The following is a 22,647-nucleotide window of genomic DNA, read 5'->3' as shown; positions in this document are numbered from 1 at the left end:
CAGACGAGAGGCTTGGAGGTGCAGTGTAGACTGTCAGTTCCCGCCAGGGGCCAGCATCAGGTTGGGTGCCAGGCGCGCGAAGCCCTCCTCGTCCAGCCGCAGATCCAGGGCAAGACTCGCCAGATCATCGGCCAGCGGCTCGGCGCCCGCATCGTTTTCCAGGTAGCTGTGCTTGAGATAACTGTTGCAGCCTGGGCAGCATTCGGCACGCAGCGGCGCCTTGCCGGGCGCATGACGATCGTCCTCGAGACTGCTGTAGCGCAGGTCCTTGCTCGACTCGCAGTACACGCACTTGACCCGCACCACGTGCCATTGGCAGGCGCACAGCGAGCAGGCCAGGTAACGTAGGCCGTTGTGCTTGCCTCGATTGCGCACCACGCCGGCCATCGCTGGCGAGCCACAGGCCGGGCACTGCGACAGGCTGCTGGTCGGCGCCAGCCGGGTACCATCCAGCCTGCTCAGCCAATAGCTCCAGGCGGCCTGCAAGGCCGCGCCGAGCAGCGGCACCAGCGCGGCCGGCACGGCACTGTACTGGCCACTGGTCAAGGCGATGGCCCAGCCCTTGCGACGGTTCTGGTCAGCTTCGTGCAACGTCTGCAAGGCTGCCTGCAAAGGCAGGTTGCCCTGCGTCTCGAAGGTCTCCAGCAGCCCCTGCAACCACGGCAGCCAGGCATCCTGGCGCACCAGGCTGTCGACCGCCAGCGGCGGCAGGCCATGGTCCAGGCTCAGCCGCTGGCGCTCCTCGGCCACCGGCATCTCGCTCGGCGGCTGGTCGAACAGCTGCTGCTGGACGCGCGACAGGCGCGCGACCAGACGCAGGTAGTCGCCCAGGGCATGGCCCTGGGCCAGATGCTCGAGACGTTCGGCACGCCGCGCGAAAAGATCGCCCTCGGGCAGATGCAGGAACGGGGGTGCGCTGGCCGATGCTTCGATCTGGCCGGGTTCGAGTATCGTGCTCAAGGGTTCATCCTTTCTTTCTGCCGGAATGGGTCGGCGTCTGCTCGCCGGTCACTTCGCGATACCACAGCTCATGATGCTTGCGCGCCCAGGCGCGACTGACCCAGCCATGCAGCATGGCGCCGACCGACCCCTTGATCCAGATGCCGGCGTAGACATGCACGATGATCGACAGCACCAGGACGAACCCTGCTGCCGCATGGGCCAGGCTGGCCAGGCGGATGGTGTCGATGTCGAACAAATGGCTGAACCAGGCGCGCCAGATCACCACGCCGCTGAGCAGCAGAACCAGCATGCATGCCAGCAAGGTCCAGAACAGTAGCTTCTGACCGGCGTTGTACTTGCCGATCGGCGGCACGCCTTCTTCCTGGTTGCGCAGGACCCGATCGATGCGCCGCAACCACAGCCGATCGTTGCGGTTCAGGAAGTTGGACCGCCAGAAGCGCATCACCAGACCGAGGAAGAACACGAACATGGCTACTCCCATGAACGGATGCAGGATCCGTGTCCAGGGACCGCCACCGAACAGGTGGCTGAGCCAGAACAGCGCCGGATGGAACAGCGCAAGCCCCGAGAGGCCCGCCATCACGAACAGGATCGCCACCAGCCAGTGGTTGCTGCGCTCGTTGGCGGTATAGCGCAGGATCGGTTTGTCATCCTTCATGGCCGCGGCCCTCCCTCTGCGCCTGGCTGGCGCGGGTCATAGGTATGCACTGCCGGATCCACCTGGCGCACCGCGGGATCCGCAGTGGCGGGCTGCTCTTGTTCCTCGACCCGCTGCGGCCCGACCCGCACGTAATGGAAGAAGCCGGCCACCACCGCCGCGCCCATGGCCAGCAATGCCAGGGGCTTGGTCACGCCCTTCCATAGGCTGACCAGCGGGCTGATCGTCGGTTGGTCCGGCAAGCCGGCGTACAGGCGCGGCGTGTCGGCATGATGCAGTACGTACATCACATGGGTACCGCCGACACCCTCCGGGTCGTACAGCCCTGCCTGCTCGTAGCCACGCGACTTGAGGTCGACCACCCGCTCGGCGGCATGTTCCTTCATCGCCTCCTTGGTGCCGAAGACGATGGCCCCGGTAGGACAGGTCTTCACGCAGGCCGGCTCCAGCCCCACGCTCACCCGATCCGAACACAGGCTGCACTTGTAGGCCTTGTTGTCCTTTTGCGAGATCCTCGGGATGTTGAACGGACAACCGGTGATGCAGTAGCCGCAGCCGATGCAGTGATCCTGGTTGAAGTCGACGATGCCGTTGGCATGCTTGATGATCGCGCCTGGACTTGGACAGGCCTTAAGGCAGCCCGGCTCGGCACAGTGCATGCAGCCGTCCTTGCGGATCAGCCACTCCAGGTCGCCATCGGCCTTCTCGTGCTCGGTGAAGCGCATCAACGTCCAGGTCTGTGCCGTCAGGTCCTGGGGGTTGTCGTAGGTGCCATGGTTGTGACCGACTTCGTCACGCAGTTCATTCCATTCCGAACAGGCGACCTGGCATGCCTTGCAACCGATGCACTTGGTGGTATCGATCAGCTTGGCGACTTCCTGCTGGTGGCGCGCCGAAGGTGGCACGGTCGTGGTCGCCGAACGGGCGATGATATCCTGACTGGCCATCAGATCTTCTCCACGTTGACGAGGAACGACTTCGATTCCGGCGTCTGGGTGTTGCCGTCACCCAGGAACGGCACCAGGGTGTTGGTCAGGTAGCCATGCCGTGCCGAACCGGTGAAGCCCCAGTGCAGCGGGATGCCAACCTGGTGCACGGTCTGGTTGTTGACCATCAGTGGGCGGATCCGCTTGGTCACCACCGCGACGGCCTCGATGTGCCCGCGCTTGCTCGACACCCGCACCCGATCGCCGGCCACGATGCCTTTTTCCTTGGCGAGCACTTCGCCGATCTCGACGAACTGCTCGGGCTGGGCGATCGCGTTGAGTTGGCAGTGCTTGCTCCAGAAATGGAAATGCTCGGTCAGCCGGTAGGTGGTCGCGGCGTAGGGGAAGTCCTTGGCCTGCCCCAATGTGGCCCATACCGAATCGAAGATACGCCCCGCCGGATTGCTCACCGCCTTCTTGTTGCCCGGATGCAGCGGGTTGATCCCGATCGGTGTCTCGAACGGCTCGTAGTGCTCGGGGAATGGCCCCTCGGCCATCTTGTCGAGCGCGAAGAAACGCGCCACGCCTTCCGGGTTCATGATGAACGGATTCATGCCCTGCTCAGGGGGCGAATCGATCTTGAAATCCGGGACATCGGTGCCGCTCCAGACCTTGCCGTTCCACCATACCAGGCGCTTGCTGGCATCCCAGGGCTTGCCCTGGGGGTCGGACGAAGCACGGTTGTAGAGGATGCGCCGGTTGGCCGGCCAGGCCCAGGCCCAGCCCCCTGCCTGCTTCATGCCGTATGGGTCGCTGTTGTCGCGACGAGCCATCTGGTTGCCCTGCTCGGTCCAGCTGCCGGAGAAGATCCAGCAGCCCGAGGCGGTGCTGCCGTCGTCCTTGAGCTGGCCGAAGCCCGACAGCTGCTGGCCGGCCTTGACCACGGTACCGGTGATGTCGGTCAGGTCGGTAAGTGCGGTGCCGTTCATTTCCTTTGCCAGTTCGGCAGGCGAAGGCTCGGCCGGCACCTTGTACGGCCAGTCGAGGTTGAGCAGCGGGTCGGGGAAACTGCCGCCCTCGGTGCGGTAGCGTTCGCGCAGGCGCAGGAACAGCTCGCTCATGATCTGCACGTCGGTGCGCGTCTGGCCAGGTCCGTCGGCGGCCTTCCAGTGCCATTGCAGCCAGCGGCTGCTGTTGACCAGCGAACCGTCTTCCTCGGCGAAGCAGGTGGTGGGCAGGCGGATGACCTCGGTCTGGATGCTGGCCGTGTCGACGTCGTTGAATGGTCCGGCGTTGCGCCAGAACTCCGAGGTCTCGGTGGCCAACGGGTCCATGACCACCAGCCACTTCAACTTGGCCAGCGCTGCGGTAACGCGATTCTTGTCCGGCAACGCGGCGATCGGGTTGAAACCCTGGCACATGTAGCCGTTGACCTTGCCCTGCCCCATCAGCTCGAACATGCGCAGCACGTCATAGGCCGGCACGTCGAGCTTTGGTAGCCAATGGTAGCCCCAGTCGTTCTCGGCGGTGGCATTGGCACCGTACCAGGCTTTCATCAGGCTGACATGGAACTTGCCGTAGTTCTGCCAGTAGGACAGCTGGCCAGGGCGCAGCGCCTTGGGTGCGCGCTTGTCGATATAGGCGGCGTAGTCCTGCTCGGCGTCGCCAGGCAGGGTCAGATAGCCTGGCAGCGAGTTGGACAGCAGGCCCAGGTCGGTCAGGCCCTGGATGTTGGAGTGACCGCGCAAGGCATTGACCCCACCGCCTGGCATGCCGACGTTGCCCAGCAGCAACTGCACCATCGCCGCGCTGCGGATGATCTGCGCGCCGATCGAATGCTGCGTCCAGCCCAGCGCATACAGGATGGTCATGGTCTTGCCAGGCTGCGAGCAGGTGGCGATCTCTTCCCAGATCCTGAGCATGCGGTCCTGAGGCATGCCACAAGTCATGCTCGCCACGTCGGCGGTGTAACGACTGTAGTGCTGCTTCATCAGCTGGAACACGCAACGCGGGTGCTGCAAGGTCGGGTCGACCTTGACGAAGCCATCCTCGCCTATCTCGTAGCCCCAGCCGGACTTGTCGACGTAGCTGCGCTTGGCCGCGTCGTAGCCGCTGAACAGGCCGTCCTCGAAGCCATAGCCTTCCTTGACGATGAACGAGACGTCGGTGTAGTTGCGCACGTATTCGTGCTGGATCCGGTCCTTTTCCAGCAGGTAGTTGATCAGCCCGCCCATGAAGGCGATGTCGCTGCCGGTGCGGATCGGCGCATAGTAGTCGGCCACCGAGGCGGTACGGGTGAACCGTGGATCGACCACGATCAGCCGCGCCTGGTTGTGGGCCTTGGCTTCGGTTACCCATTTGAAGCCGCACGGATGGGCTTCCGCTGCGTTGCCACCCATCACCAGGATCAGGTTCGCGTTGGCGATATCCGACCAGTGATTGGTCATGGCGCCACGGCCGTACGTCGGGGCAAGACTTGCCACCGTCGGGCCGTGTCAGACACGCGCCTGGTTATCGAACCCCAGCATGCCGAGCGAACGGACGACCTTGTGGGTCAGGTAGCCGGCTTCGCTGGACGCAGCGGAAGCGGCGAGGAAACCGGTGGTGAGCCAGCGATTGACCGTCTGGCCCTGGTCATTCTTCTCGATGAAGTTGGCATCGCGATCCTGCTTGACCAGCTCGGCGATGCGGTCGAGCGCCTCGTCCCAGGACACGCGGGTCCATTCGTTGCTGCCGGCCTTGCGTACCTGGGGGTAAAGCAGCCGGCTGGGACTGTGGATGAAGTCCAGCAGGCCCGCGCCTTTCGGACACAGGGTGCCGCGATTGACCGGATGGTCCGCGTCGCCCTCGATGTGGATGATGTTCTGGGCAACGTTCTTTCCTGCATCGCCCTGGCTGTACAGGATCAGCCCGCAGCCGACCGAGCAGTAGGGACAGGTGTTGCGGGTTTCCTTGGTATGCGCCAGCTTGAAGTGGCGTACCTGTTCGGCAAAGGCAGGTGTCGGGGCCATGCCCAACGCCGCCAGGCTCGAGCCCCCAAGGCCGACTGCGGCGACCTTGAAGAACTGCCGACGGTTAAGGTCCATCGTGCACTCCTGATCAGGTGTTCGGGCGCTCGGGACGTTGCCGGGCGCCTCGGGGGTGTCACGGTAATGGCCAATGGCTGGCTATCAGGGGCTACTATAGCCAAGATTTTCAGGAAGGGGGGATGTGGATCAGCAGAGGCAGGAATGCGAGGCGTCATGGAACTGCGAGAAGCGGGGCATGGCAAAAAACGAAACCCCCGCAATGCGGGGGCTCCAGACCTGATCTTTACAAAAATGTATCAGGTAAGTCCTAGAACGGAATATCGTCATCGAAGCTGTCGAAATCAGCCGCTGGCTGCTGGGACGGCTGCTGCGGCGCTGGACGCTGGGGCGCCTGCTGCGGGCGTGGCGCCTGCTGGCGTGGTGGCGCCTGGTTGTAGTTGCCGCCGCCCTGGTTCTGGTTCTGGTTCTGGTTGTAGTTGCCGCCACCCTGGTTGTAGTTGCCACCACCTTCCTGGTTTTGCGGACGGCCACCGAGCAGCTGCATGGTGCCCTGCATGTCGACGATGATTTCAGTGGTGTAGCGCTTGATCCCGTCCTTTTCCCACTCGCGGGTCTGCAGCTTGCCCTCGATGTAGACCTGGGAACCCTTGCGCAGGTATTCGCCGGCGATTTCGGCCAGGCGCCCGAACAGGGCGACACGGTGCCACTCGGTGCGCTCGACCTTCTGCCCGGACTGCTTGTCCGTCCACTGCTCGCTGGTGGCCAGGCTCAGGTTGGTCACGGCATTACCGTTGGGCAGATAGCGGACTTCGGGATCCTGACCGCAGGTGCCGACCAGAATGACTTTGTTAACCCCACGGGCCATAACGTTCTCCTAGGCTTCGCACGCCGCAGAGGCTGGGTTGACCAGACGCTCGAGGGTCGCACGATCCAAAATTTTCGTATCCAGTTTGATATAGATGGCGGCTTCCTCCTCCACCACCACGGCGTCGGTCACACCCGGCACGGCCATTAGGCGCGTGGCCAGCCCCGACTCGCGCAAGGCGGTCGGCGACAGCGGCATGCGCAGGCTGGTCACGTAGGGCGGCTCGTTCATGCCCAGGGCGGCGATCAGCCACAGGACGCACAACCCGGCACAACCGAGAAACACCATGCCCAGGCCACCATGCTGGAACAACCAGCCACCGATGATCCCTCCGAGGGCGGCACCGAGGAACTGGCTGGTGGAATAGACCCCCATGGCCGTTCCCTTGCCGCCCGCCGGCGACACCTTGCTGACCAGCGAAGGCAGCGAGGCCTCCAGCAGATTGAAGGCTGTGAAGAATATCACGGTGCCGGTCACCAGTCCGCGCAAGTTGTCAGCCCACTGCCAGAAGAATACCTCGACCAGGAGCAGTACGCTGACCGCGCCGAGCAGGACACGCTTCATCTTGCGCTTTTTTTCGCCATAGATGATGAACGGTATCATTGCAAAAAATGAGACCAGCAAGGCGGTCAGGTAGACCCACCAGTGCTCTTCCTTCGGCAGCCCGCCGCGCTCGACGAACGCCAGCGGCAAGGCGACGAAGCTGGCCATCAGGATGGCATGCAGGATGAAGATACTGATGTCCAGGCGTAGCAGATCCGGGTTGCGCAAGGTCGGGCCGAGCGCCTGGCGCGCCACCCCGGACTCGCGGTGCTGCATCACGCTGTGGGCCTTGGGCACGACCAGGGCGACCAGGGCGACGCCTACCAGCGCCAGCCCTGCCGTGGCGAGGAACAGTCCGGACAGGCCGAAGGCACGGGTCAGCAACGGGCCGACCACCATGGCCACGGCGAAGGACAGGCCGATGCTCATGCCGATCATGGCCATGGCCTTGGTCCGGTGCTGCTCGCGGGTCAGATCGGAGAGCAGCGCCATCACCGCCGCCGAGATGGCTCCGGCGCCTTGCAGGATGCGCCCGGCGATGACGCCCCAGATCGTATCGGCCTGGGCCGCCAGGAGACTGCCGAGGGCGAACACGACCAGGCCGACGTAGATGACCGGGCGTCGACCGATGCGGTCCGAGATCACCCCGAACGGAATCTGCAGCACGGCCTGAGTAAGACCATAGGCACCGATGGCCAGGCCAATCAGCGCGGGGGTGGCGCCTGCCAGGTCCATGCCATACGTGGCCAGCACCGGCAGGACCATGAACATGCCCAGCATACGGAAGGCGAAGACCAGGGCCAGGCCGCTGGCGGCGCGGGTTTCGCTGCCGCTCATGCGCTCATGGTGAGTATCTTGCATGGAGTAACCTCGTGTGAACCGGCAGGAATTCTATCAGTCCGACAGCTTGACGGCATCTGCGCGACGCTTTGCCGCGTGATGGCCGTGCGCCGTATACTTCGTCGTTTATGCCCGCCAAGCGAGGCCGCAGTGGACAAGATCCTGATCCGTGGGGCACGCACCCACAACCTGAAGAACATCGACCTGACCCTGCCGCGCGACAAGCTGATCGTGATCACCGGCCTGTCGGGCTCCGGCAAGTCTTCCCTGGCGTTCGACACGCTGTATGCCGAAGGCCAGCGGCGCTATGTGGAATCGCTGTCCGCCTATGCCCGGCAGTTCCTGTCGATGATGGAAAAACCCGATGTCGACACCATCGAGGGGCTCTCTCCGGCCATTTCGATCGAACAGAAGTCGACGTCGCACAACCCCCGCTCCACCGTCGGCACCATCACCGAAATCTACGACTACCTGCGCCTGCTCTACGCCCGCGTCGGTACACCCCGCTGCCCTGACCACGACATCCCGCTGGAGGCGCAGACCGTCAGCCAGATGGTCGACCTAGTGCTCGAGCAACCCGAAGGCAGCCGGCTTATGCTGCTGGCACCGGTGGTGCGCGAGCGCAAGGGCGAACACCTGGCGGTGTTCGACGAACTGCGGGCCCAGGGTTTCGTTCGCGCCCGCATCAATGGCAAGCTGCATGAGCTCGATGAGTTGCCGAAGCTGGACAAGCAGAAAAAGCACAGCATCGATGTGGTGGTCGACCGTTTCAAGGTACGTGCCGACCTGCAGCAGCGCCTGGCGGAATCGTTCGAGACGGCCTTGAAGCTGGCCGACGGCATCGCGCTGGTCGCGCCCATGGAGGATGAAGGCGGCGAGGAAATGATCTTCTCCGCGCGCTTCGCCTGCCCGGTCTGCGGTCATGCCATCAGCGAACTGGAACCCAAGCTGTTCTCCTTCAACAACCCGGCCGGCGCCTGCCCGACCTGCGACGGCCTGGGGGTCAAGCAGTTCTTCGACACGCGACGCCTGGTCAACAGCGAGCTGACCCTGGCCGAGGGCGCGATCCGCGGTTGGGACCGGCGCAACGTCTACTACTTCCAGATGCTCGGCTCGCTGGCGAGCCATTACCGCTTCAGCCTCGACGAACCGTTCGGCCAGCTGTCGGCAGACCACCAGAAGCTGATCCTGCACGGCAGCGGCAAGCAAAGCGTCGACTTCAAGTACCTCAACGACCGTGGCGACATCGTCAAGCGTTCGCATCCGTTCGAAGGCATCATTCCGAACCTGGAGCGGCGCTATCGTGAAACCGAGTCGGCCACGGTGCGCGAAGAGCTGGCCAAGTATCTCGGCACCCAACCTTGCCCCGATTGCCGTGGCACGCGCCTGCGCCGCGAAGCGCGGCATGTGTGGGTCGGTGAGAAGACCCTGCCGGCCGTCACCAGCCTGCCGATCGGCGAGGCCAGCGATTACTTCGGCGAGCTCACCCTGACCGGCCGCCGTGGCGAGATCGCGGCCAAGATCCTCAAGGAGATCTGCGAGCGCCTGCAGTTCCTGGTCAACGTCGGCCTCGACTACCTGACCCTGGACCGCAGCGCCGATACCTTGTCCGGCGGCGAAGCGCAGCGCATTCGCCTGGCGAGCCAGATCGGCGCAGGCCTGGTCGGGGTGATGTACATCCTCGACGAGCCGTCGATCGGCCTGCACCAGCGGGACAACGATCGCCTGCTTGCGACCCTGAACCACCTGCGTGACCTGGGCAACACGGTCATCGTGGTCGAACACGACGAAGACGCCATTCGCCTGGCCGACTACGTGGTGGACATCGGCCCTGGCGCCGGCGTGCATGGCGGCCAGATCGTCGCCGAGGGCACGCCCCAGCAGGTCATGGAAAACCCCGACTCGCTGACCGGCAAGTACCTTTCCGGACGCAAGAAGATCGTCGTTCCGGCCAAGCGCACCCCTCGCAACAAGAAACTGTCGCTCAAGCTCAAGGGTGCCCGCGGCAACAATCTGCGCAACGTCGATCTGGAAGTGCCCATCGGCCTGCTGACGTGCGTGACGGGTGTATCAGGCTCAGGCAAGTCGACGCTGATCAACAATACCTTGTACCCGTTGGCCGCCACCGCGCTCAACGGCGCCAGCAGCCTGGAAGCCGCAGCGCACGCCAGCATGGACGGTCTGCAGCACCTTGACAAGGTAGTGGACATCGACCAGAGCCCCATCGGCCGTACGCCACGCTCCAATCCGGCGACCTATACCGGCATCTTCACGCCGATCCGCGAACTGTTCGCCGGCGTGCCGGAGTCGCGCTCGCGTGGCTACGGCCCGGGCCGGTTCTCGTTCAACGTCAAGGGCGGTCGCTGCGAGGCTTGCCAGGGCGACGGCCTGATCAAGGTCGAGATGCACTTCCTGCCGGACATCTACGTGCCTTGCGACGTGTGCAAGAGCAAGCGCTACAACCGCGAGACCCTGGAAATCAAGTACAAGGGCAAGAACATCCACGATGTGCTGGAGATGACCATCGAGGATGCCCGCGAATTCTTCGATGCGGTACCTGCGCTGGCGCGCAAGCTGCAGACACTCATGGACGTGGGCCTGTCGTACATCAAGCTGGGGCAGTCGGCGACCACGCTATCCGGCGGCGAGGCCCAGCGGGTCAAGCTGTCGCGCGAGCTGTCCAAGCGCGATACCGGCAAGACGCTGTACATCCTCGACGAACCGACCACGGGTCTGCACTTCGCCGACATCCAGCAACTGCTCGATGTGCTGCATCGCTTGCGTGACCATGGCAACACCGTGGTGGTCATCGAGCACAATCTGGACGTGATCAAGACGGCTGACTGGCTCGTGGACCTGGGTCCGGAAGGTGGTTCCAAGGGTGGACAGATCATCGCCTGCGGCACGCCCGAGGAATTGGCGAAGATGAAACAGTCCTATACCGGCCACTACCTCAAGCCGCTGCTAGAACGCGACAAGGCCTGAACAGGAAAAACCCCGCTCGGTGAGCGGGGTCCCTGGTGATTCTACATCTGCGACTGCAGGTAGTTCTGCAAGCCGATCGACTTGATCAGGCCCTGCTGCTTCTCCAACCAGTAGGCGTGGTCTTCTTCGGTGTCGGCCAGTTGCAGTCGCAGGATGTCGCGGCTGACATAGTCCTTGTGCAGCTCGCACAACTCGATCCCCTTGCACAAGGCCGCACGCACCTTGTATTCCAGGCGCAGGTCGGCCGCGATCATCTCGGGCACGGTACTGCCGACGTCGAGGTCGTCGGCACGCATGCGTGGCGTACCCTCGAGCATGAGGATACGCCGCATCAGCGCGTCGGCGTGCTGCATTTCTTCTTCCATTTCGTGGTTGATACGTTCGTAGAGCTTGGTCAGGCCCCAGTCCTCGTACATCCGTGAATGAATGAAGTATTGGTCGCGTGCTGCCAGTTCGCCCGTCAGCAACGTGTTGAGGTAGTCGATTACGTCCGGGTGACCTTGCATCGCCCTGCTTCTCCTGTAAAAGCCGATGGCCATAGTGTGAACCAGGTTGGCTTTCAGGTCACTGAAAAAGAGGCAAAAGAGTAGAAATAAGTCGGTAAACGGTAGTGATATTCATTGAAAACCGCCCAGATGAGGGCGGTTCTCCTTATCACTTCGACTCAGGCAAGATCCACGCCGAGCGCCTGGGCAATGCCTTGTCCATAGGCTGGATCAGCCTTGAAGAAATGCTGCAGCTGCCGTTGCACCACCTCTTGGCTGACGCCCGCCATCGCTGCGGCAATGTTCTCGATCAGCAGCCTGCGCTGCTCCTCGCTCATCAGGCGGAACAAGGCACCCGCGTGGCTGTAGTAGTCGCCGTCCTCGCGATGATCATGACGATCCGCGGCACCGGTCAATGCCAACGCCGGCTCGGCGTGACGTGGCGACTGCTTCGGTGCATCGGCATAGCTGTTGGGCTCGTAGTTGGGGGCCGCGCCACCATTGCCGCCAAAGGCCATCGCTCCGTCGCGCTGGTAGCTGTGCATCGGGCTACGCGGCGCATTGACCGGCAGTTGCTGGTGATTGGTGCCAACGCGGTAGCGATGGGCATCGGCATAGGCGAACACACGCCCCTGCAGCATCCGGTCGGGCGAAAGACCGACGCCGGGGACCATATTGCTCGGTCCAAAGGTAGCCTGCTCGACCTCGGCGAAGTAGTTGAGCGGGTTGCGGTTGAGTTCCAGCACACCAACCTCGATGAGCGGGAACGTCTTCTGCGACCAGGTCTTGGTCACGTCGAAAGGGTTTTCCGAACGGCTATTGGCTTGGGCTTCGCTCATGACCTGCATGCAGACCGTCCAGCGCGGGAAGTCGCCACGCTCGATGGCCTGGAAAAGGTCGCGCTGGGCGTAGTCCGGATCGGTACCCGCGAGGCGGGCCGCTTCGGCCGGCAAGAGGTTCTTGATGCCCTGCTGGGTCTTGAAGTGCCACTTTACCCAGGTACGCTCACCGGCACTGTTGACCAGGCTGTAGGTATGGCTGCCAAAGCCGTGCATGTGGCGGTAGCCGTCAGGGATGCCGCGATCCGAGAACAGGATGGTGACCTGGTGCAGCGCCTCGGGCGAGTGCGACCAGAAGTCCCACATCATCTGGGCATTCTTCAGGTTGGTCTGTGGATGACGTTTCTGGGTGTGGATGAAATCCGGAAACTTCAGCGGATCACGGATGAAGAACACGGGCGTGTTGTTGCCCACGATATCCCAGTTGCCTTCCTCGGTATAGAACTTGACCGCGAACCCACGTGGGTCGCGCTCGGTATCGGCCGAGCCACGCTCGCCTCCGACGGTCGAGAAACGCAGGAAGGTCTCGGTCTGCTTGCCGAGCCGCTCGAACAGACGGGCACTGGTGTATCGGGTGATGTCTTGGGTAACGGTGAACGTACCGTAGGCACCCGAGCCCTTGGCATGGACACGCCGCTCCGGAATGTTCTCGCGATTGAAGTGCGCCAGCTTCTCGATCAGATGAAAATCGTCGAGCAGCAACGGGCCACGAGGACCGGCTGAACGCGAATTCTGATTGTCTGCTACAGGGGCACCGCTGGCGGTGGTTAGAATCTTGCTCATGGACGCTCCGCTTGCTCTGAATACCGTCTAATCGGCTCTGGAAACAGTATCGATGAGGCGTTCGAAGAGAACCAATGCATTGATTCTGATAAGTTAATAGCTTTAGACAATTACACCGCATACAAAAAACCGGGCAGAAGCCCGGTTTCTTGTAGCAGACGATGTCTTACTCGGCAGCTTCTACAGCACCGCCGACCGGACGATCAACCAGCTCGACGTACGCCATGGGCGCGTTGTCGCCAGCGCGGAAACCGCACTTCAGGATGCGCAGGTAGCCGCCCTGACGGGTTGCATAGCGCTTGCCCAGATCGTTGAACAGTTTGCCAACGGCAGACTTCGAACGGGTACGGTCGAAGGCCAGACGACGATTGGCAACGCTGTCTTCCTTGGCCAGGGTGATCAGCGGCTCGGCAACGCGACGCAGCTCCTTGGCTTTCGGCAGGGTAGTCTTGATCAGCTCGTGCTCGAACAGCGACACCGCCATGTTCTGGAACATGGCCTTGCGGTGAGAGCTGGTACGGCTCAGGTGACGTCCACTTTTACGATGACGCATGATTCATTCCTTACCAAACACTACGTTCGGTGATTACGACGATCAGGCAGTCGCCTTGTCGTCTTTCTTAAGGCTTGCGGGCGGCCAGTTGTCGAGGCGCATGCCGAGAGACAGACCACGGGAGGCCAGGACGTCCTTGATCTCGGTCAGGGACTTCTTGCCGAGGTTCGGAGTCTTCAACAGCTCTACTTCGGTACGCTGAATCAGGTCGCCGATGTAGTAGATGTTCTCCGCCTTCAGGCAGTTGGCCGAACGTACGGTCAGTTCCAGATCGTCTACCGGACGAAGCAGGATCGGATCGATCTCGTCTTCCTGCTCGACGACGACCGGCTCGCTGTCGCCCTTGAGGTCGACGAACGCAGCCAGTTGCTGCTGCAGGATGGTAGCGGCACGACGGATCGCCTCTTCAGGGTCCAGGGTGCCGTTGGTCTCCAGATCGAGGACCAGCTTGTCCAGGTTGGTACGCTGTTCAACACGGGCGTTCTCGACCACGTAGGCGATACGACGGACCGGGCTGAACGAAGCGTCCAACTGGAGGCGACCGATGCTGCGGCTTTCGTCCTCGTCGGTCTGACGGGAGTCGGCCGGCTCGTAACCACGACCACGAGCTACGGTGAGCTTCATGTTCAGGGCGCCGTTGGACGCCAGGTTCGCGATTACGTGATCGGGATTGACGATCTCGACATCGTGATCCAGCTGAATATCGGCAGCGGTAACCACCCCCGAACCCTTTTTCGACAAGGTCAGCGTAACTTCGTCACGACCGTGCAGCTTGATAGCCAGGCCTTTCAGGTTCAACAGGATTTCAATGACGTCTTCCTGTACACCTTCGATCGCGGAGTACTCGTGGAGTACGCCGTCGATCTCGGCCTCGACTACTGCACAGCCAGGCATGGAGGACAACAGGATGCGGCGCAGCGCGTTGCCCAGGGTATGGCCGAAACCACGCTCGAGAGGCTCGAGCGTGATCTTGGCGCGGGTCGGACTGACAACCTGCACATCGATATGGCGGGGTGTCAGGAACTCATTTACCGAAATCTGCATGGATGCACCTATTTTCTAGCCCTTACTTGGAGTAGAGCTCGACAATCAGGTTTTCGTTGATGTCGGCGGACAGGTCGCTGCGAGCAGGAACGTTCTTGAAAACGCCCGACTTCTTGGCAGCATCCACGTCTACCCACTCAACGCGGCCACGCTGGGCGCACAGTTCAAGGGCTTGAACAATGCGCAGCTGGTTCGACGACTTCTCGCGAACCGCGACCACGTCACCCGGACGAACTTGGTAGGATGGAATGTTTACGGTCTTGCCGTTGACGCTGATTGCCTTGTGCGAAACCAGCTGACGCGATTCGGCGCGAGTCGAACCGAAGCCCATACGGTAGACGACGTTGTCCAGACGGCACTCGAGCAGTTGCAGCAGGTTCTCGCCAGTGGCGCCTTTCTTCGAGGCAGCCAGCTTGTAGTAACCGCTGAATTGACGCTCCAGAACACCGTAGATACGACGGACTTTCTGTTTCTCGCGCAGCTGGGTACCGTAGTCGGACTGACGGCCACGGCGCTGACCGTGGATACCCGGAGCTGCTTCGATGTTGCACTTCGATTCCAGAGCGCGAACGCCGCTCTTCAGGAACAGGTCAGTGCCTTCACGACGAGACAGTTTGCATTTTGGACCAATGTAACGTGCCATTTATCTGTCTCCTGATTACACGCGACGCTTCTTCGGCGGACGGCACCCGTTGTGCGGGATTGGCGTCACGTCGGTGATGCTGGCGATCTTGTAGCCACAGCCGTTCAGAGCACGAACAGCCGACTCACGACCTGGACCTGGACCCTTGACGTTCACGTCGAGGTTTTTCAGACCGTATTCCAGCGCAGCTTGACCAGCGCGCTCGGCAGCGATCTGGGCTGCGAACGGGGTGGATTTGCGCGAACCACGGAAACCGGAACCACCGGAAGTCGCCCAGGACAAAGCGTTGCCCTGACGGTCGGTGATGGTCACGATGGTGTTGTTGAAAGACGCATGGATGTGGGCGATGCCATCAACCACTGTCTTTTTGACTTTCTTACGAGGACGAGCAGCAGGTTTTGCCATGTCTATATTCCTGGGCGATTACTTGCGGATCGGCTTACGCGGGCCCTTGCGGGTGCGTGCGTTGGTCTTGGTACGCTGACCGCGGACCGGCAGACCTTTACGATGACGCAGGCCGCGGTAGCAACCCAGGTCCATCAAGCGCTTGATCTTCATGTTGACGTCGCGACGCAGATCACCTTCGGTGGTGAACTTGGCGACTTCGCCACGCAGGGTTTCGATTTGCTCGTCGCTCAGATCCTTGATCTTTGCGGCTGGGTTGACGCCAGCGTCCGCACAGATTTTCTGCGCGGTGGTGCGACCGACACCATAGATGTAGGTCAGCGAGATAACAGTGTGCTTGTTATCTGGAATGTTTACGCCTGCAATACGGGCCATTCAGTGGGACTCCAATTGACAGCTACCTACGCCCCGGAAGCCAAGAAATAGGGCGCGAGATAATATCGCTGTAGAAACGAATAATCAACCCAGCAGCGCACTAGCTGCTGGGTTTGAAGCGCAGATCACACTCAGCCTTGGCGCTGCTTGTGACGCGGTTCCGCGCTGCAGATAACTCGCACGACACCTTCGCGGCGAATAATCTTGCAGTTGCGGCACAGCTTTTTCACCGATGCACGAACTTTCATCACCAACTCCTCGAACCTTAGGGGACTATCAGCGCAGCAGACCGCTGCCACCGTAGCCTTTCAGGTTGGCTTTCTTCATCAGGGATTCGTACTGGTGCGAAACGAGGTGCGATTGTACTTGGGACATGAAGTCCATCACAACCACCACCACGATTAGCAACGAGGTCCCGCCAAGGTAGAACGGAACGTTTGCTGCCACCACCAGGAACTGGGGCAGTAGGCAGACGGCCGTCATGTAAAGAGCACCGAACATGGTCAGACGGGTCAGAACGCCATCAATGTAGCGCGCCGACTGCTCACCAGGACGGATGCCCGGAATAAAGGCACCGGACTTCTTCAGGTTTTCCGCTACGTCTTTCGGGTTGAACATCAACGCTGTGTAGAAATAGCAGAAGAAGATGATCCCTGCACTAAACAGCAGAATGTTCAACGGCTGACCAGGAGCGATCGACTGCGAGATGTCCTGCAACCAGCCCATACCTTCGGACTGACCGAACCAGGCACCCAGCGAAGCCGGGAACAGCAGAATGCTGCTGGCGAAGATGGCCGGGATGACCCCTGCCATGTTCACCTTGAGCGGCAAGTGGCTCGTCTGCGCGGCGAAGACCTTGCGGCCCTGCTGACGCTTGGCGTAATGAACGGCGATACGACGCTGACCACGCTCGATGAACACCACGAAACCGATGATCGCTACTGCGAGCAATCCGATCGCGACCAGGGCGAAGATGTTGATATCGCCCGTGCGTGCAGACTCGAAGGACTGCCCGATCGCTCTCGGAAGACCGGCCACGATACCCGCGAAGATCAACATCGAGATACCGTTGCCCACACCGCGCTCGGTAATCTGCTCGCCCAGCCACATCATGAACATCGCGCCCGCCACGAAGGTGGCGACAGCGACGAAATGGAAGCCGAAGCTTGCAGAAAACGCCACGCCCTGGTTGGCCAGGCCAATGGACATGCCAATGGCCTGAACCAGCGCGAGCACCACGGTGCCGTAGCGGGTGTACTGGCTGATCTTGCGACGGCCAGCTTCACCTTCCTTCTTCAACTGCTCCAGCTGCGGGCTGACCGCGGTCATGAGCTGCATGATGATCGATGCCGAGATATACGGCATGATCCCCAGCGCAAAGATGCTCATGCGCTCCAGCGCACCGCCGGAAAACATGTTGAACAAGCTAAGAATGGTCCCCTCATTCTGTCGGAACAGTTCCGCCAGCCGGTCCGGGTTGATGCCTGGTACTGGGATGTGAGCGCCTATCCGGTAGACGATGATCGCCAGGAACAGGAAACGCAGACGACCCCAGAGTTCCGACATCCCGCCCTTGCCGAGCGAAGAGAGAGCACCTTGCTTAGCCATTTATTCCTCGAACTTGCCGCCAGCTGCTTCGATAGCCGCACGTGCACCCTTGGTGACGGCGATACCCTTGATGGTGACTGCGCGAGTGACTTCGCCCGACAGCATGATCTTCACACGCTGCACGTTCTGGTTGATCACGTTGGCGTCCTTGAGGGACTGAACGGTGATCAGGTCGCCTTCCACCTTGGCCAGCTCGGACAGACGCACTTCTGCGCGGTCCATGGCCTTCAGGGAAACGAAGCCGAATTTCGGCAGGCGACGATGCAGCGGCTGTTGACCGCCTTCGAAGCCCGGAGCGATGGAGCCACCGGAACGGGAGGTCTGACCCTTGTGGCCGCGGCCACCGGTCTTGCCCAAGCCGCTACCGATACCACGGCCCGGACGATGCTTTTCGCGACGGGAACCCGGCGCTGGACTCAGATCATTGAGTTTCATCGATTAACCCTCGACGCGCAGCATGTAGTAAGCCTTGTTGATCATCCCGCGGTTCTCGGGAGTATCCTGGACTTCTACGGTGTGACCGATGCGACGCAGACCCAGACCCTTCACGCACAGTTTGTGGTTGGGCAGGCGGCCGGCGGTGCTTTTGATCAGCGTTACTTTAACGGTTGCCATGATCAGATGATCTCCTCGACGCTCTTGCCACGCTTGGCAGCAATGGATTCAGGAGATTGCATGGCCTTCAGACCCTTGAAGGTGGCATAGACCACGTTCACCGGGTTGGTCGAACCGTAGCACTTGGCCAGGACGTTCTGGACGCCAGCAACTTCCAGGACAGCACGCATTGCGCCGCCCGCGATGATACCGGTACCTTCGGAAGCCGGCTGCATGTAGACCTTCGAGGCGCCATGGGCAGCCTTGGTGGCGTACTGCAGGGTGGTACCCTTCAGGTCGACCTGGATCATGTTGCGACGGGCAGCTTCCATGGCTTTCTGGATCGCGGCCGGAACTTCGCGCGACTTGCCACGGCCGAAGCCTACGCGGCCCTTGCCATCACCTACCACGGTCAGCGCGGTGAAGGTGAAGATACGGCCGCCCTTGACGGTTTTTGCAACGCGGTTAACTTGAACCAGCTTCTCGATGTAGCCTTCGTCGCGCTTTTGGTCGTTATTTGCCATAACTTAGAACTCCAGCCCGCCTTCACGAGCAGCATCAGCCAGCGCCTTGACGCGGCCGTGGTACTTGAAGCCAGAACGGTCGAAAGCAACTTGAGAAACGCCAGCGGCTTTCGCGCGCTCGGCTACCAGCTTGCCAACCTTAGTGGCCGCGTCGATGTTGCCGGTGGCGCCATCACGCAGTTCTTTGTCCAAGGTCGAGGCGCTTGCCAGAACCTTGCTGCCGTCGGCCGAAATGACCTGGGCATAGATGTGCTGCGAGGAGCGGAACACGCACAGACGCACGGCTTCGAGCTCGTGCATTTTCAGGCGTGCCTTGCGAGCGCGACGCAGTCGAGTAACTTTTTTGTCGGTCATTTGCTAGGCCCTACTTCTTCTTGGCTTCTTTACGACGGACTACTTCGTCCGCGTAACGCACACCCTTGCCCTTGTAAGGCTCTGGCGGACGGAAGTCGCGGATTTCAGCGGCCACCTGACCTACCAGCTGCTTGTCGATACCCTTGATGAGGATGTCGGTCTGGCTAGGTGTTTCAGCGGTGATACCGGCTGGCAGTTCGTAATCCACTGGATGCGAGAAGCCCAGAGCCAGGTTCAGGACATTGCCCTTGGCCTGCGCCTTGTAACCAACACCGACCAGCTGGAGCTTGCGCTCGAAGCCTTGGCTCACGCCCTGGACCATGTTGTTGACCAGAGCGCGGGTGGTACCGGCCATGGCACGAGCTTGCTGGTCACCATTGCGGGCAGCGAAACGCAGCTCGCCGCTTTCTTCGGTAACTTCAACAGAGGAGTGAACGTTCAGTTCGAGGGTGCCCTTGGCACCTTTCACCGAAAGCTGTTGGCCGGCGAACTTGATTTCGACACCGGCTGGCAGCTTAACGGGGTTCTTAGCGACGCGAGACATGCCTATCCCCCCTTAGAACACTGTGCACAGAACTTCGCCGCCGACACCGGCAGCGCGCGCAGCACGATCAGTCATCACACCCTTGTTGGTGGAGACGATGGACACGCCCAGGCCGCCACGTACTTTCGGCAGGTCTGCGACGGACTTGTACTGGCGCAGGCCTGGACGGCTGGCGCGCTTGAGTTCCTCGATGACCGGACGGCCTTCGAAGTACTTCAGCTCGATCGACAGGGAGGGCTTGACTTCGCTGGTGACCTGATAGTCGGCGATGTAGCCTTCATCTTTGAGAACTTTGGCTACCGCAACCTTCAGGGACGAGGAAGGCATGCTTACGACGGACTTTTCAGCCATCTGGGCATTACGGATGCGAGTTAGCATGTCCGCTAACGGGTCCTGCATACTCATGGGCTAGATGCTCCTGATACAAGAAATATTAGCCTCTCGGCTATCACAACCACCCGATCGCGCAGGGCAAAAACCCAGGCTCAGGTGAGCCGGTCATTCTAGACACAAGCCAGAAACGAAACAAGCCCCGTATAGGGGCTTGTTTCGTTGCGAGACCGCCGGCGGTCGGAAGATCGCTCCTCCGGCTGCCGGCGACACGCGACCGGGACTTACCAGCTGGCCTTGACCAGACCTGGAACGTCACCACGCATTGCAGCGGCACGCAGCATGTTGCGGGCCAGGCCGAACTTGCGGTAAACGCCGTGCGGACGACCGGTCAGGCGGCAGCGGTTGCGCATGCGCGCAGGGCTGGCATCGCGAGGCTGCTTCTGCAGTGCGACGACCGCGGCGAAACGCTCTTCAGGAGAGGCGTTCAGGTTGACGATGGTCGCTTTCAGCTCGGCACGCTTCTTGGCGTACTTGGCTACCGTGAGCTGACGCTTCAGCTCGCGGTTCTTCATGCTCTTCTTGGCCATTATCCTACTCCAGTCAGTTGCGGAACGGGAATTTGAAAGCGCGCAGCAGGGCGCGGCCTTCGTCATCCGAACGAGCAGTGGTGGTCAGGGTGATGTCCAAACCGCGCAGAGCATCGATCTTGTCGTAATCGATTTCCGGGAAGATGATCTGCTCTTTCACGCCCATGCTGTAGTTGCCACGACCATCGAAGGACTTGGCATTCAGGCCGCGGAAGTCGCGGACCCGAGGCAGGGAGATCGCCAGCAGGCGGTCCAGGAATTCGTACATCTTGTCGCGACGCAGGGTCACCTTGACACCGATCGGCCAGCCTTCACGGACCTTGAAGCCCGCGATGGATTTACGAGCGAAAGTCACGACCGGCTTCTGGCCGGTGATCTTTTCCAGGTCGGCCACAGCGTGCTCGATGACTTTCTTGTCACCGATCGCTTCGCCCAGACCCATGTTCAGGGTGATCTTGGTTACGCGCGGAACTTCCATCACGTTCGACAGCTTAAGCTCTTCCTTAAGCTTGGGAGCGATTTCGTTCCGATAAATCTCTTTCAGTCGTGCCATTGTCTTCTACCTAGCAGTGTTCAAGCATCAACCGCTTTCTGGGTCGACTTGAAGACACGAATTTTCTTGCCGTCTTCGACTTTGAACCCAACACGGTCAGCCTTGTTGGTTTCGCTGTTGAAGATGGCAACGTTGGAAGCGTGCAGAGGCGCTTCTTTCTCGACGATACCGCCCTGTACGCCCGCCATCGGGTTAGGCTTGGTATGACGCTTGACCAGGTTCACACCACCGACGACCAGACGGTCGTCAGCGAGGACCTTCAGCACCTTACCGCGCTTACCCTTGTCTTTGCCGGCGATCACGATGATCTCGTCGTCACGACGAATCTTTTGCATGTCGGATCTCCTTAGAGCACTTCAGGGGCGAGCGAGACGATCTTCATGAACTTCTCGGAACGAAGTTCACGGGTCACTGGCCCGAAGATACGAGTGCCGATCGGCTCCTGCTTGTTGTTCAGCAGAACAGCAGCGTTGCCGTCGAAACGAATGATGGAACCGTCGGCGCGACGGACACCGTGACGGGTGCGCACGACGACCGCGGTCATCACCTGGCCTTTCTTGACCTTGCCGCGCGGAATCGCTTCCTTCACGGTGACCTTGATGATGTCGCCGATGCCGGCGTAGCGGCGGTGGGAACCGCCGAGCACCTTGATGCACATGACGCGACGAGCGCCGCTGTTATCGGCCACATCGAGCATGGATTGAGTCTGAATCATAAAATTTCTCCGACCCTTCGCCCTTAGACTTCAACAGCGCGTTCGATAACTTCAACCAGGGCCCAGGACTTGGTCTTGGCCAGCGGACGGGTTTCACGGATGGAAACCTTGTCGCCGATCTTGCACTGGTTGGTCTCGTCGTGCGCGTGCAGCTTGGTCGAACGCTTAACGTATTTACCGTAGATCGGGTGCTTGACGCGACGCTCGATCAGAACGGTGATGGTCTTGTCCATTTTGTCGCTGACGACACGGCCAGTCAGCGTACGGACGGTTTTTTCAGCTTCAGCCATGATCACTTACCTGCCTGCTGGTTGAGCACAGTTTTCACGCGAGCGATGTCACGCTTAACTTGCGAGAGCAGGTGCGACTGCCCCAACTGGCCAGTTGCCTTCTGCATGCGCAGATTGAACTGGTCGCGCAGCAGGCCGAGCAGTTGCTCGTTCAGCTGCTGTGCCGATTTTTCACGAAGTTCATTCGCTTTCATCACATCACCGTCCGCTTAACAAAGGAGGTGGCGAGTGGCAGCTTTGCAGCAGCCAGGGCGAAGGCCTCGCGCGCCAGCTCTTCAGAAACACCCTCGATCTCGTACAGGACCTTGCCTGGCTGGATCTGGGCAACCCAGTATTCCACGGAACCCTTACCTTTACCCATACGAACCTCGAGAGGCTTCTTGGTAACCGGCTTGTCCGGGAATACACGGATCCAGATCTTGCCGCCACGCTTGACGTGACGGGTCAGAGCACGACGTGCCGACTCGATCTGGCGGGCGGTGAGACGACCGCGGGCAACAGCTTTCAGGGCGAATTCGCCGAAGCTGACCTTGCTACCGCGCAGGGCCAGACCACGGTTGTGGCCGGTCATCTGCTTGCGGAATTTTGTACGCTTTGGTTGCAACATTT

General features: G+C 61.0%; 29 protein-coding genes. 1 reads left to right on the top strand and 28 read right to left on the bottom strand.

The features are described 5' to 3' along the window. Positions 1-33: 33 nt before the first annotated feature. The 6 genes from fdhE to ACY8GK_RS18315 all read right to left on the bottom strand — a co-directional run bounded on the left by fdhE (position 34) and on the right by ACY8GK_RS18315 (position 7,845). Complete coding sequence (gene fdhE / locus ACY8GK_RS18340) at positions 34-960, bottom strand: formate dehydrogenase accessory protein FdhE (protein ID WP_462401763.1); 927 nt, start codon at positions 958-960, stop codon at positions 34-36. A gap of 4 nt (positions 961-964) precedes the next feature. After that, entirely contained in the window at positions 965-1,621 is a 657-nt protein-coding gene (locus ACY8GK_RS18335) for a formate dehydrogenase subunit gamma (protein ID WP_462401762.1), read from the bottom strand. Continuing rightward, positions 1,618-2,568 (bottom strand): formate dehydrogenase subunit beta, encoded by a 951-nt coding sequence (gene fdxH / locus ACY8GK_RS18330; protein ID WP_196178278.1) that lies wholly within the window; start codon positions 2,566-2,568, stop codon positions 1,618-1,620. Before fdxH ends, ACY8GK_RS18335 begins: the two co-directional genes overlap by 4 nt. Further along, positions 2,568-5,633, bottom strand: coding sequence for a formate dehydrogenase-N subunit alpha (fdnG, locus tag ACY8GK_RS18325; RefSeq protein ID WP_196178280.1), 3,066 nt, complete (start codon positions 5,631-5,633; stop codon positions 2,568-2,570). The genes fdxH and fdnG overlap by 1 nt, the downstream gene beginning before the upstream one ends. A gap of 250 nt (positions 5,634-5,883) precedes the next feature. Next, positions 5,884-6,441, bottom strand: a complete 558-nt coding sequence (locus tag ACY8GK_RS18320; protein ID WP_462401761.1) for a single-stranded DNA-binding protein — start codon at positions 6,439-6,441, stop codon at positions 5,884-5,886. A 9-nt stretch (positions 6,442-6,450) separates the two neighbouring features. Continuing rightward, positions 6,451-7,845, bottom strand: a complete 1,395-nt coding sequence (locus tag ACY8GK_RS18315) for an MFS transporter (protein WP_196178284.1) — start codon at positions 7,843-7,845, stop codon at positions 6,451-6,453. Positions 7,846-7,974: 129 nt separating this feature from the next. Between ACY8GK_RS18315 and uvrA the strand changes: the two genes are divergently transcribed. Then, positions 7,975-10,809: an excinuclease ABC subunit UvrA gene (gene uvrA, locus ACY8GK_RS18310; protein WP_196178286.1), complete on the top strand. Its 2,835-nt coding sequence runs from the start codon at positions 7,975-7,977 to the stop codon at positions 10,807-10,809. Between the two features lie 41 nt (positions 10,810-10,850). On the opposite strand, the gene bfr is transcribed toward uvrA, so the two are convergent. The 22 genes from bfr to rplP form a co-directional block, all read right to left on the bottom strand. Further along, the gene (bfr, locus tag ACY8GK_RS18305) at positions 10,851-11,315 is read right to left on the bottom strand and encodes a bacterioferritin (protein ID WP_462401760.1); all 465 of its coding nucleotides are present in this window, start codon (positions 11,313-11,315) and stop codon (positions 10,851-10,853) included. 158 nt (positions 11,316-11,473) lie between these two features. Further along, entirely contained in the window at positions 11,474-12,916 is a 1,443-nt protein-coding gene (locus ACY8GK_RS18300) for a catalase (protein WP_196178290.1), read from the bottom strand. Between the two features lie 166 nt (positions 12,917-13,082). After that, positions 13,083-13,469 (bottom strand): 50S ribosomal protein L17, encoded by a 387-nt coding sequence (rplQ, locus tag ACY8GK_RS18295; protein WP_301423155.1) that lies wholly within the window; start codon positions 13,467-13,469, stop codon positions 13,083-13,085. 42 nt (positions 13,470-13,511) lie between these two features. Beyond that, a complete protein-coding gene (locus ACY8GK_RS18290; protein WP_196178294.1) occupies positions 13,512-14,513 on the bottom strand; it encodes a DNA-directed RNA polymerase subunit alpha in 1,002 nt (333 codons plus the stop codon). A 22-nt stretch (positions 14,514-14,535) separates the two neighbouring features. Continuing rightward, positions 14,536-15,156, bottom strand: coding sequence for a 30S ribosomal protein S4 (gene rpsD / locus ACY8GK_RS18285; RefSeq protein ID WP_181094250.1), 621 nt, complete (start codon positions 15,154-15,156; stop codon positions 14,536-14,538). A 15-nt stretch (positions 15,157-15,171) separates the two neighbouring features. Continuing rightward, positions 15,172-15,561 carry a 30S ribosomal protein S11 gene (rpsK, locus tag ACY8GK_RS18280; RefSeq protein ID WP_060392320.1) on the bottom strand — a complete coding sequence of 130 codons (390 nt, stop codon included), beginning with the start codon at positions 15,559-15,561 and terminating at the stop codon, positions 15,172-15,174. Positions 15,562-15,579: 18 nt separating this feature from the next. After that, the gene (gene rpsM, locus ACY8GK_RS18275; RefSeq protein ID WP_012316515.1) at positions 15,580-15,936 is read right to left on the bottom strand and encodes a 30S ribosomal protein S13; all 357 of its coding nucleotides are present in this window, start codon (positions 15,934-15,936) and stop codon (positions 15,580-15,582) included. Positions 15,937-16,067: 131 nt separating this feature from the next. Beyond that, complete coding sequence (rpmJ, locus tag ACY8GK_RS18270; protein ID WP_002555468.1) at positions 16,068-16,184, bottom strand: 50S ribosomal protein L36; 117 nt, start codon at positions 16,182-16,184, stop codon at positions 16,068-16,070. 28 nt (positions 16,185-16,212) lie between these two features. Further along, positions 16,213-17,544 (bottom strand): preprotein translocase subunit SecY, encoded by a 1,332-nt coding sequence (gene secY, locus ACY8GK_RS18265; RefSeq protein WP_462401759.1) that lies wholly within the window; start codon positions 17,542-17,544, stop codon positions 16,213-16,215. Beyond that, complete coding sequence (gene rplO, locus ACY8GK_RS18260) at positions 17,545-17,979, bottom strand: 50S ribosomal protein L15 (RefSeq protein ID WP_196178299.1); 435 nt, start codon at positions 17,977-17,979, stop codon at positions 17,545-17,547. Positions 17,980-17,982: 3 nt separating this feature from the next. After that, on the bottom strand, positions 17,983-18,159 hold the full coding sequence (rpmD, locus tag ACY8GK_RS18255) for a 50S ribosomal protein L30 (RefSeq protein ID WP_009397493.1): 177 nt from the start codon (positions 18,157-18,159) through the stop codon (positions 17,983-17,985). Between the two features lie 2 nt (positions 18,160-18,161). Then, a complete protein-coding gene (gene rpsE, locus ACY8GK_RS18250) occupies positions 18,162-18,662 on the bottom strand; it encodes a 30S ribosomal protein S5 (protein WP_023382626.1) in 501 nt (166 codons plus the stop codon). A gap of 3 nt (positions 18,663-18,665) precedes the next feature. Then, positions 18,666-19,016, bottom strand: coding sequence for a 50S ribosomal protein L18 (rplR, locus tag ACY8GK_RS18245; RefSeq protein ID WP_011531893.1), 351 nt, complete (start codon positions 19,014-19,016; stop codon positions 18,666-18,668). A gap of 10 nt (positions 19,017-19,026) precedes the next feature. Then, positions 19,027-19,560 (bottom strand): 50S ribosomal protein L6, encoded by a 534-nt coding sequence (rplF, locus tag ACY8GK_RS18240; protein WP_196178301.1) that lies wholly within the window; start codon positions 19,558-19,560, stop codon positions 19,027-19,029. 12 nt (positions 19,561-19,572) lie between these two features. Next, positions 19,573-19,965, bottom strand: a complete 393-nt coding sequence (gene rpsH / locus ACY8GK_RS18235; RefSeq protein WP_196178303.1) for a 30S ribosomal protein S8 — start codon at positions 19,963-19,965, stop codon at positions 19,573-19,575. Between the two features lie 209 nt (positions 19,966-20,174). Continuing rightward, a complete protein-coding gene (gene rpsN, locus ACY8GK_RS18230; protein WP_196178305.1) occupies positions 20,175-20,480 on the bottom strand; it encodes a 30S ribosomal protein S14 in 306 nt (101 codons plus the stop codon). 13 nt (positions 20,481-20,493) lie between these two features. Next, the gene (gene rplE / locus ACY8GK_RS18225) at positions 20,494-21,033 is read right to left on the bottom strand and encodes a 50S ribosomal protein L5 (RefSeq protein WP_003257095.1); all 540 of its coding nucleotides are present in this window, start codon (positions 21,031-21,033) and stop codon (positions 20,494-20,496) included. 20 nt (positions 21,034-21,053) lie between these two features. Continuing rightward, a complete protein-coding gene (gene rplX, locus ACY8GK_RS18220; RefSeq protein WP_023382629.1) occupies positions 21,054-21,368 on the bottom strand; it encodes a 50S ribosomal protein L24 in 315 nt (104 codons plus the stop codon). Positions 21,369-21,379: 11 nt separating this feature from the next. Then, the gene (rplN, locus tag ACY8GK_RS18215; RefSeq protein WP_003243907.1) at positions 21,380-21,748 is read right to left on the bottom strand and encodes a 50S ribosomal protein L14; all 369 of its coding nucleotides are present in this window, start codon (positions 21,746-21,748) and stop codon (positions 21,380-21,382) included. Positions 21,749-21,771: 23 nt separating this feature from the next. Beyond that, positions 21,772-22,038: a 30S ribosomal protein S17 gene (gene rpsQ, locus ACY8GK_RS18210; RefSeq protein ID WP_043210310.1), complete on the bottom strand. Its 267-nt coding sequence runs from the start codon at positions 22,036-22,038 to the stop codon at positions 21,772-21,774. 2 nt (positions 22,039-22,040) lie between these two features. After that, the gene (gene rpmC / locus ACY8GK_RS18205) at positions 22,041-22,232 is read right to left on the bottom strand and encodes a 50S ribosomal protein L29 (protein WP_002555481.1); all 192 of its coding nucleotides are present in this window, start codon (positions 22,230-22,232) and stop codon (positions 22,041-22,043) included. After that, positions 22,232-22,645, bottom strand: a complete 414-nt coding sequence (gene rplP, locus ACY8GK_RS18200) for a 50S ribosomal protein L16 (protein ID WP_009397508.1) — start codon at positions 22,643-22,645, stop codon at positions 22,232-22,234. The genes rpmC and rplP overlap by 1 nt, the downstream gene beginning before the upstream one ends. Between the last annotated feature and the right edge of the window lie 2 nt (positions 22,646-22,647).

The sequence above is a fragment of the Pseudomonas sp. Marseille-QA0332 genome (genome assembly GCF_054950175.1).
The sequence above is the reverse complement of the archived record's forward strand: the minus strand, read 5'-3'. Positions and strand labels throughout refer to the sequence as shown.

Coding starts and splice junctions, on each gene's coding strand:
- bfr (WP_462401760.1), bottom strand. CDS start 11,315: ATGCAAGGTCACCCGGACGTAATCGACTACCTCAACACGTTGCTGACG.
- rpmC (WP_002555481.1), bottom strand. CDS start 22,232: ATGAAAGCGAATGAACTTCGTGAAAAATCGGCACAGCAGCTGAACGAG.
- ACY8GK_RS18290 (WP_196178294.1), bottom strand. CDS start 14,513: ATGCAGATTTCGGTAAATGAGTTCCTGACACCCCGCCATATCGATGTG.
- rpsM (WP_012316515.1), bottom strand. CDS start 15,936: ATGGCCCGTATTGCAGGCGTAAACATTCCAGATAACAAGCACACTGTT.
- secY (WP_462401759.1), bottom strand. CDS start 17,544: ATGGCTAAGCAAGGTGCTCTCTCTTCGCTCGGCAAGGGCGGGATGTCG.
- rplR (WP_011531893.1), bottom strand. CDS start 19,016: ATGACCGACAAAAAAGTTACTCGACTGCGTCGCGCTCGCAAGGCACGC.
- rplO (WP_196178299.1), bottom strand. CDS start 17,979: ATGAAACTCAATGATCTGAGTCCAGCGCCGGGTTCCCGTCGCGAAAAG.
- ACY8GK_RS18335 (WP_462401762.1), bottom strand. CDS start 1,621: ATGAAGGATGACAAACCGATCCTGCGCTATACCGCCAACGAGCGCAGC.
- rpsN (WP_196178305.1), bottom strand. CDS start 20,480: ATGGCCAAGAAGAGCATGAAGAACCGCGAGCTGAAGCGTCAGCTCACG.
- rplE (WP_003257095.1), bottom strand. CDS start 21,033: ATGGCACGACTGAAAGAGATTTATCGGAACGAAATCGCTCCCAAGCTT.
- rpsH (WP_196178303.1), bottom strand. CDS start 19,965: ATGAGTATGCAGGACCCGTTAGCGGACATGCTAACTCGCATCCGTAAT.
- rpsE (WP_023382626.1), bottom strand. CDS start 18,662: ATGGCAAATAACGACCAAAAGCGCGACGAAGGCTACATCGAGAAGCTG.
- rpmJ (WP_002555468.1), bottom strand. CDS start 16,184: ATGAAAGTTCGTGCATCGGTGAAAAAGCTGTGCCGCAACTGCAAGATT.
- fdxH (WP_196178278.1), bottom strand. CDS start 2,568: ATGGCCAGTCAGGATATCATCGCCCGTTCGGCGACCACGACCGTGCCA.
- rpsQ (WP_043210310.1), bottom strand. CDS start 22,038: ATGGCTGAAGCTGAAAAAACCGTCCGTACGCTGACTGGCCGTGTCGTC.
- ACY8GK_RS18315 (WP_196178284.1), bottom strand. CDS start 7,845: ATGCAAGATACTCACCATGAGCGCATGAGCGGCAGCGAAACCCGCGCC.
- ACY8GK_RS18300 (WP_196178290.1), bottom strand. CDS start 12,916: ATGAGCAAGATTCTAACCACCGCCAGCGGTGCCCCTGTAGCAGACAAT.
- rpsD (WP_181094250.1), bottom strand. CDS start 15,156: ATGGCACGTTACATTGGTCCAAAATGCAAACTGTCTCGTCGTGAAGGC.
- rplN (WP_003243907.1), bottom strand. CDS start 21,748: ATGATTCAGACTCAATCCATGCTCGATGTGGCCGATAACAGCGGCGCT.
- rplP (WP_009397508.1), bottom strand. CDS start 22,645: ATGTTGCAACCAAAGCGTACAAAATTCCGCAAGCAGATGACCGGCCAC.
- rplX (WP_023382629.1), bottom strand. CDS start 21,368: ATGCAAAAGATTCGTCGTGACGACGAGATCATCGTGATCGCCGGCAAA.
- rpmD (WP_009397493.1), bottom strand. CDS start 18,159: ATGGCAACCGTTAAAGTAACGCTGATCAAAAGCACCGCCGGCCGCCTG.
- ACY8GK_RS18320 (WP_462401761.1), bottom strand. CDS start 6,441: ATGGCCCGTGGGGTTAACAAAGTCATTCTGGTCGGCACCTGCGGTCAG.
- rplQ (WP_301423155.1), bottom strand. CDS start 13,469: ATGCGTCATCGTAAAAGTGGACGTCACCTGAGCCGTACCAGCTCTCAC.
- rpsK (WP_060392320.1), bottom strand. CDS start 15,561: ATGGCAAAACCTGCTGCTCGTCCTCGTAAGAAAGTCAAAAAGACAGTG.
- rplF (WP_196178301.1), bottom strand. CDS start 19,560: ATGTCTCGCGTCGCTAAGAACCCCGTTAAGCTGCCAGCCGGTGTCGAA.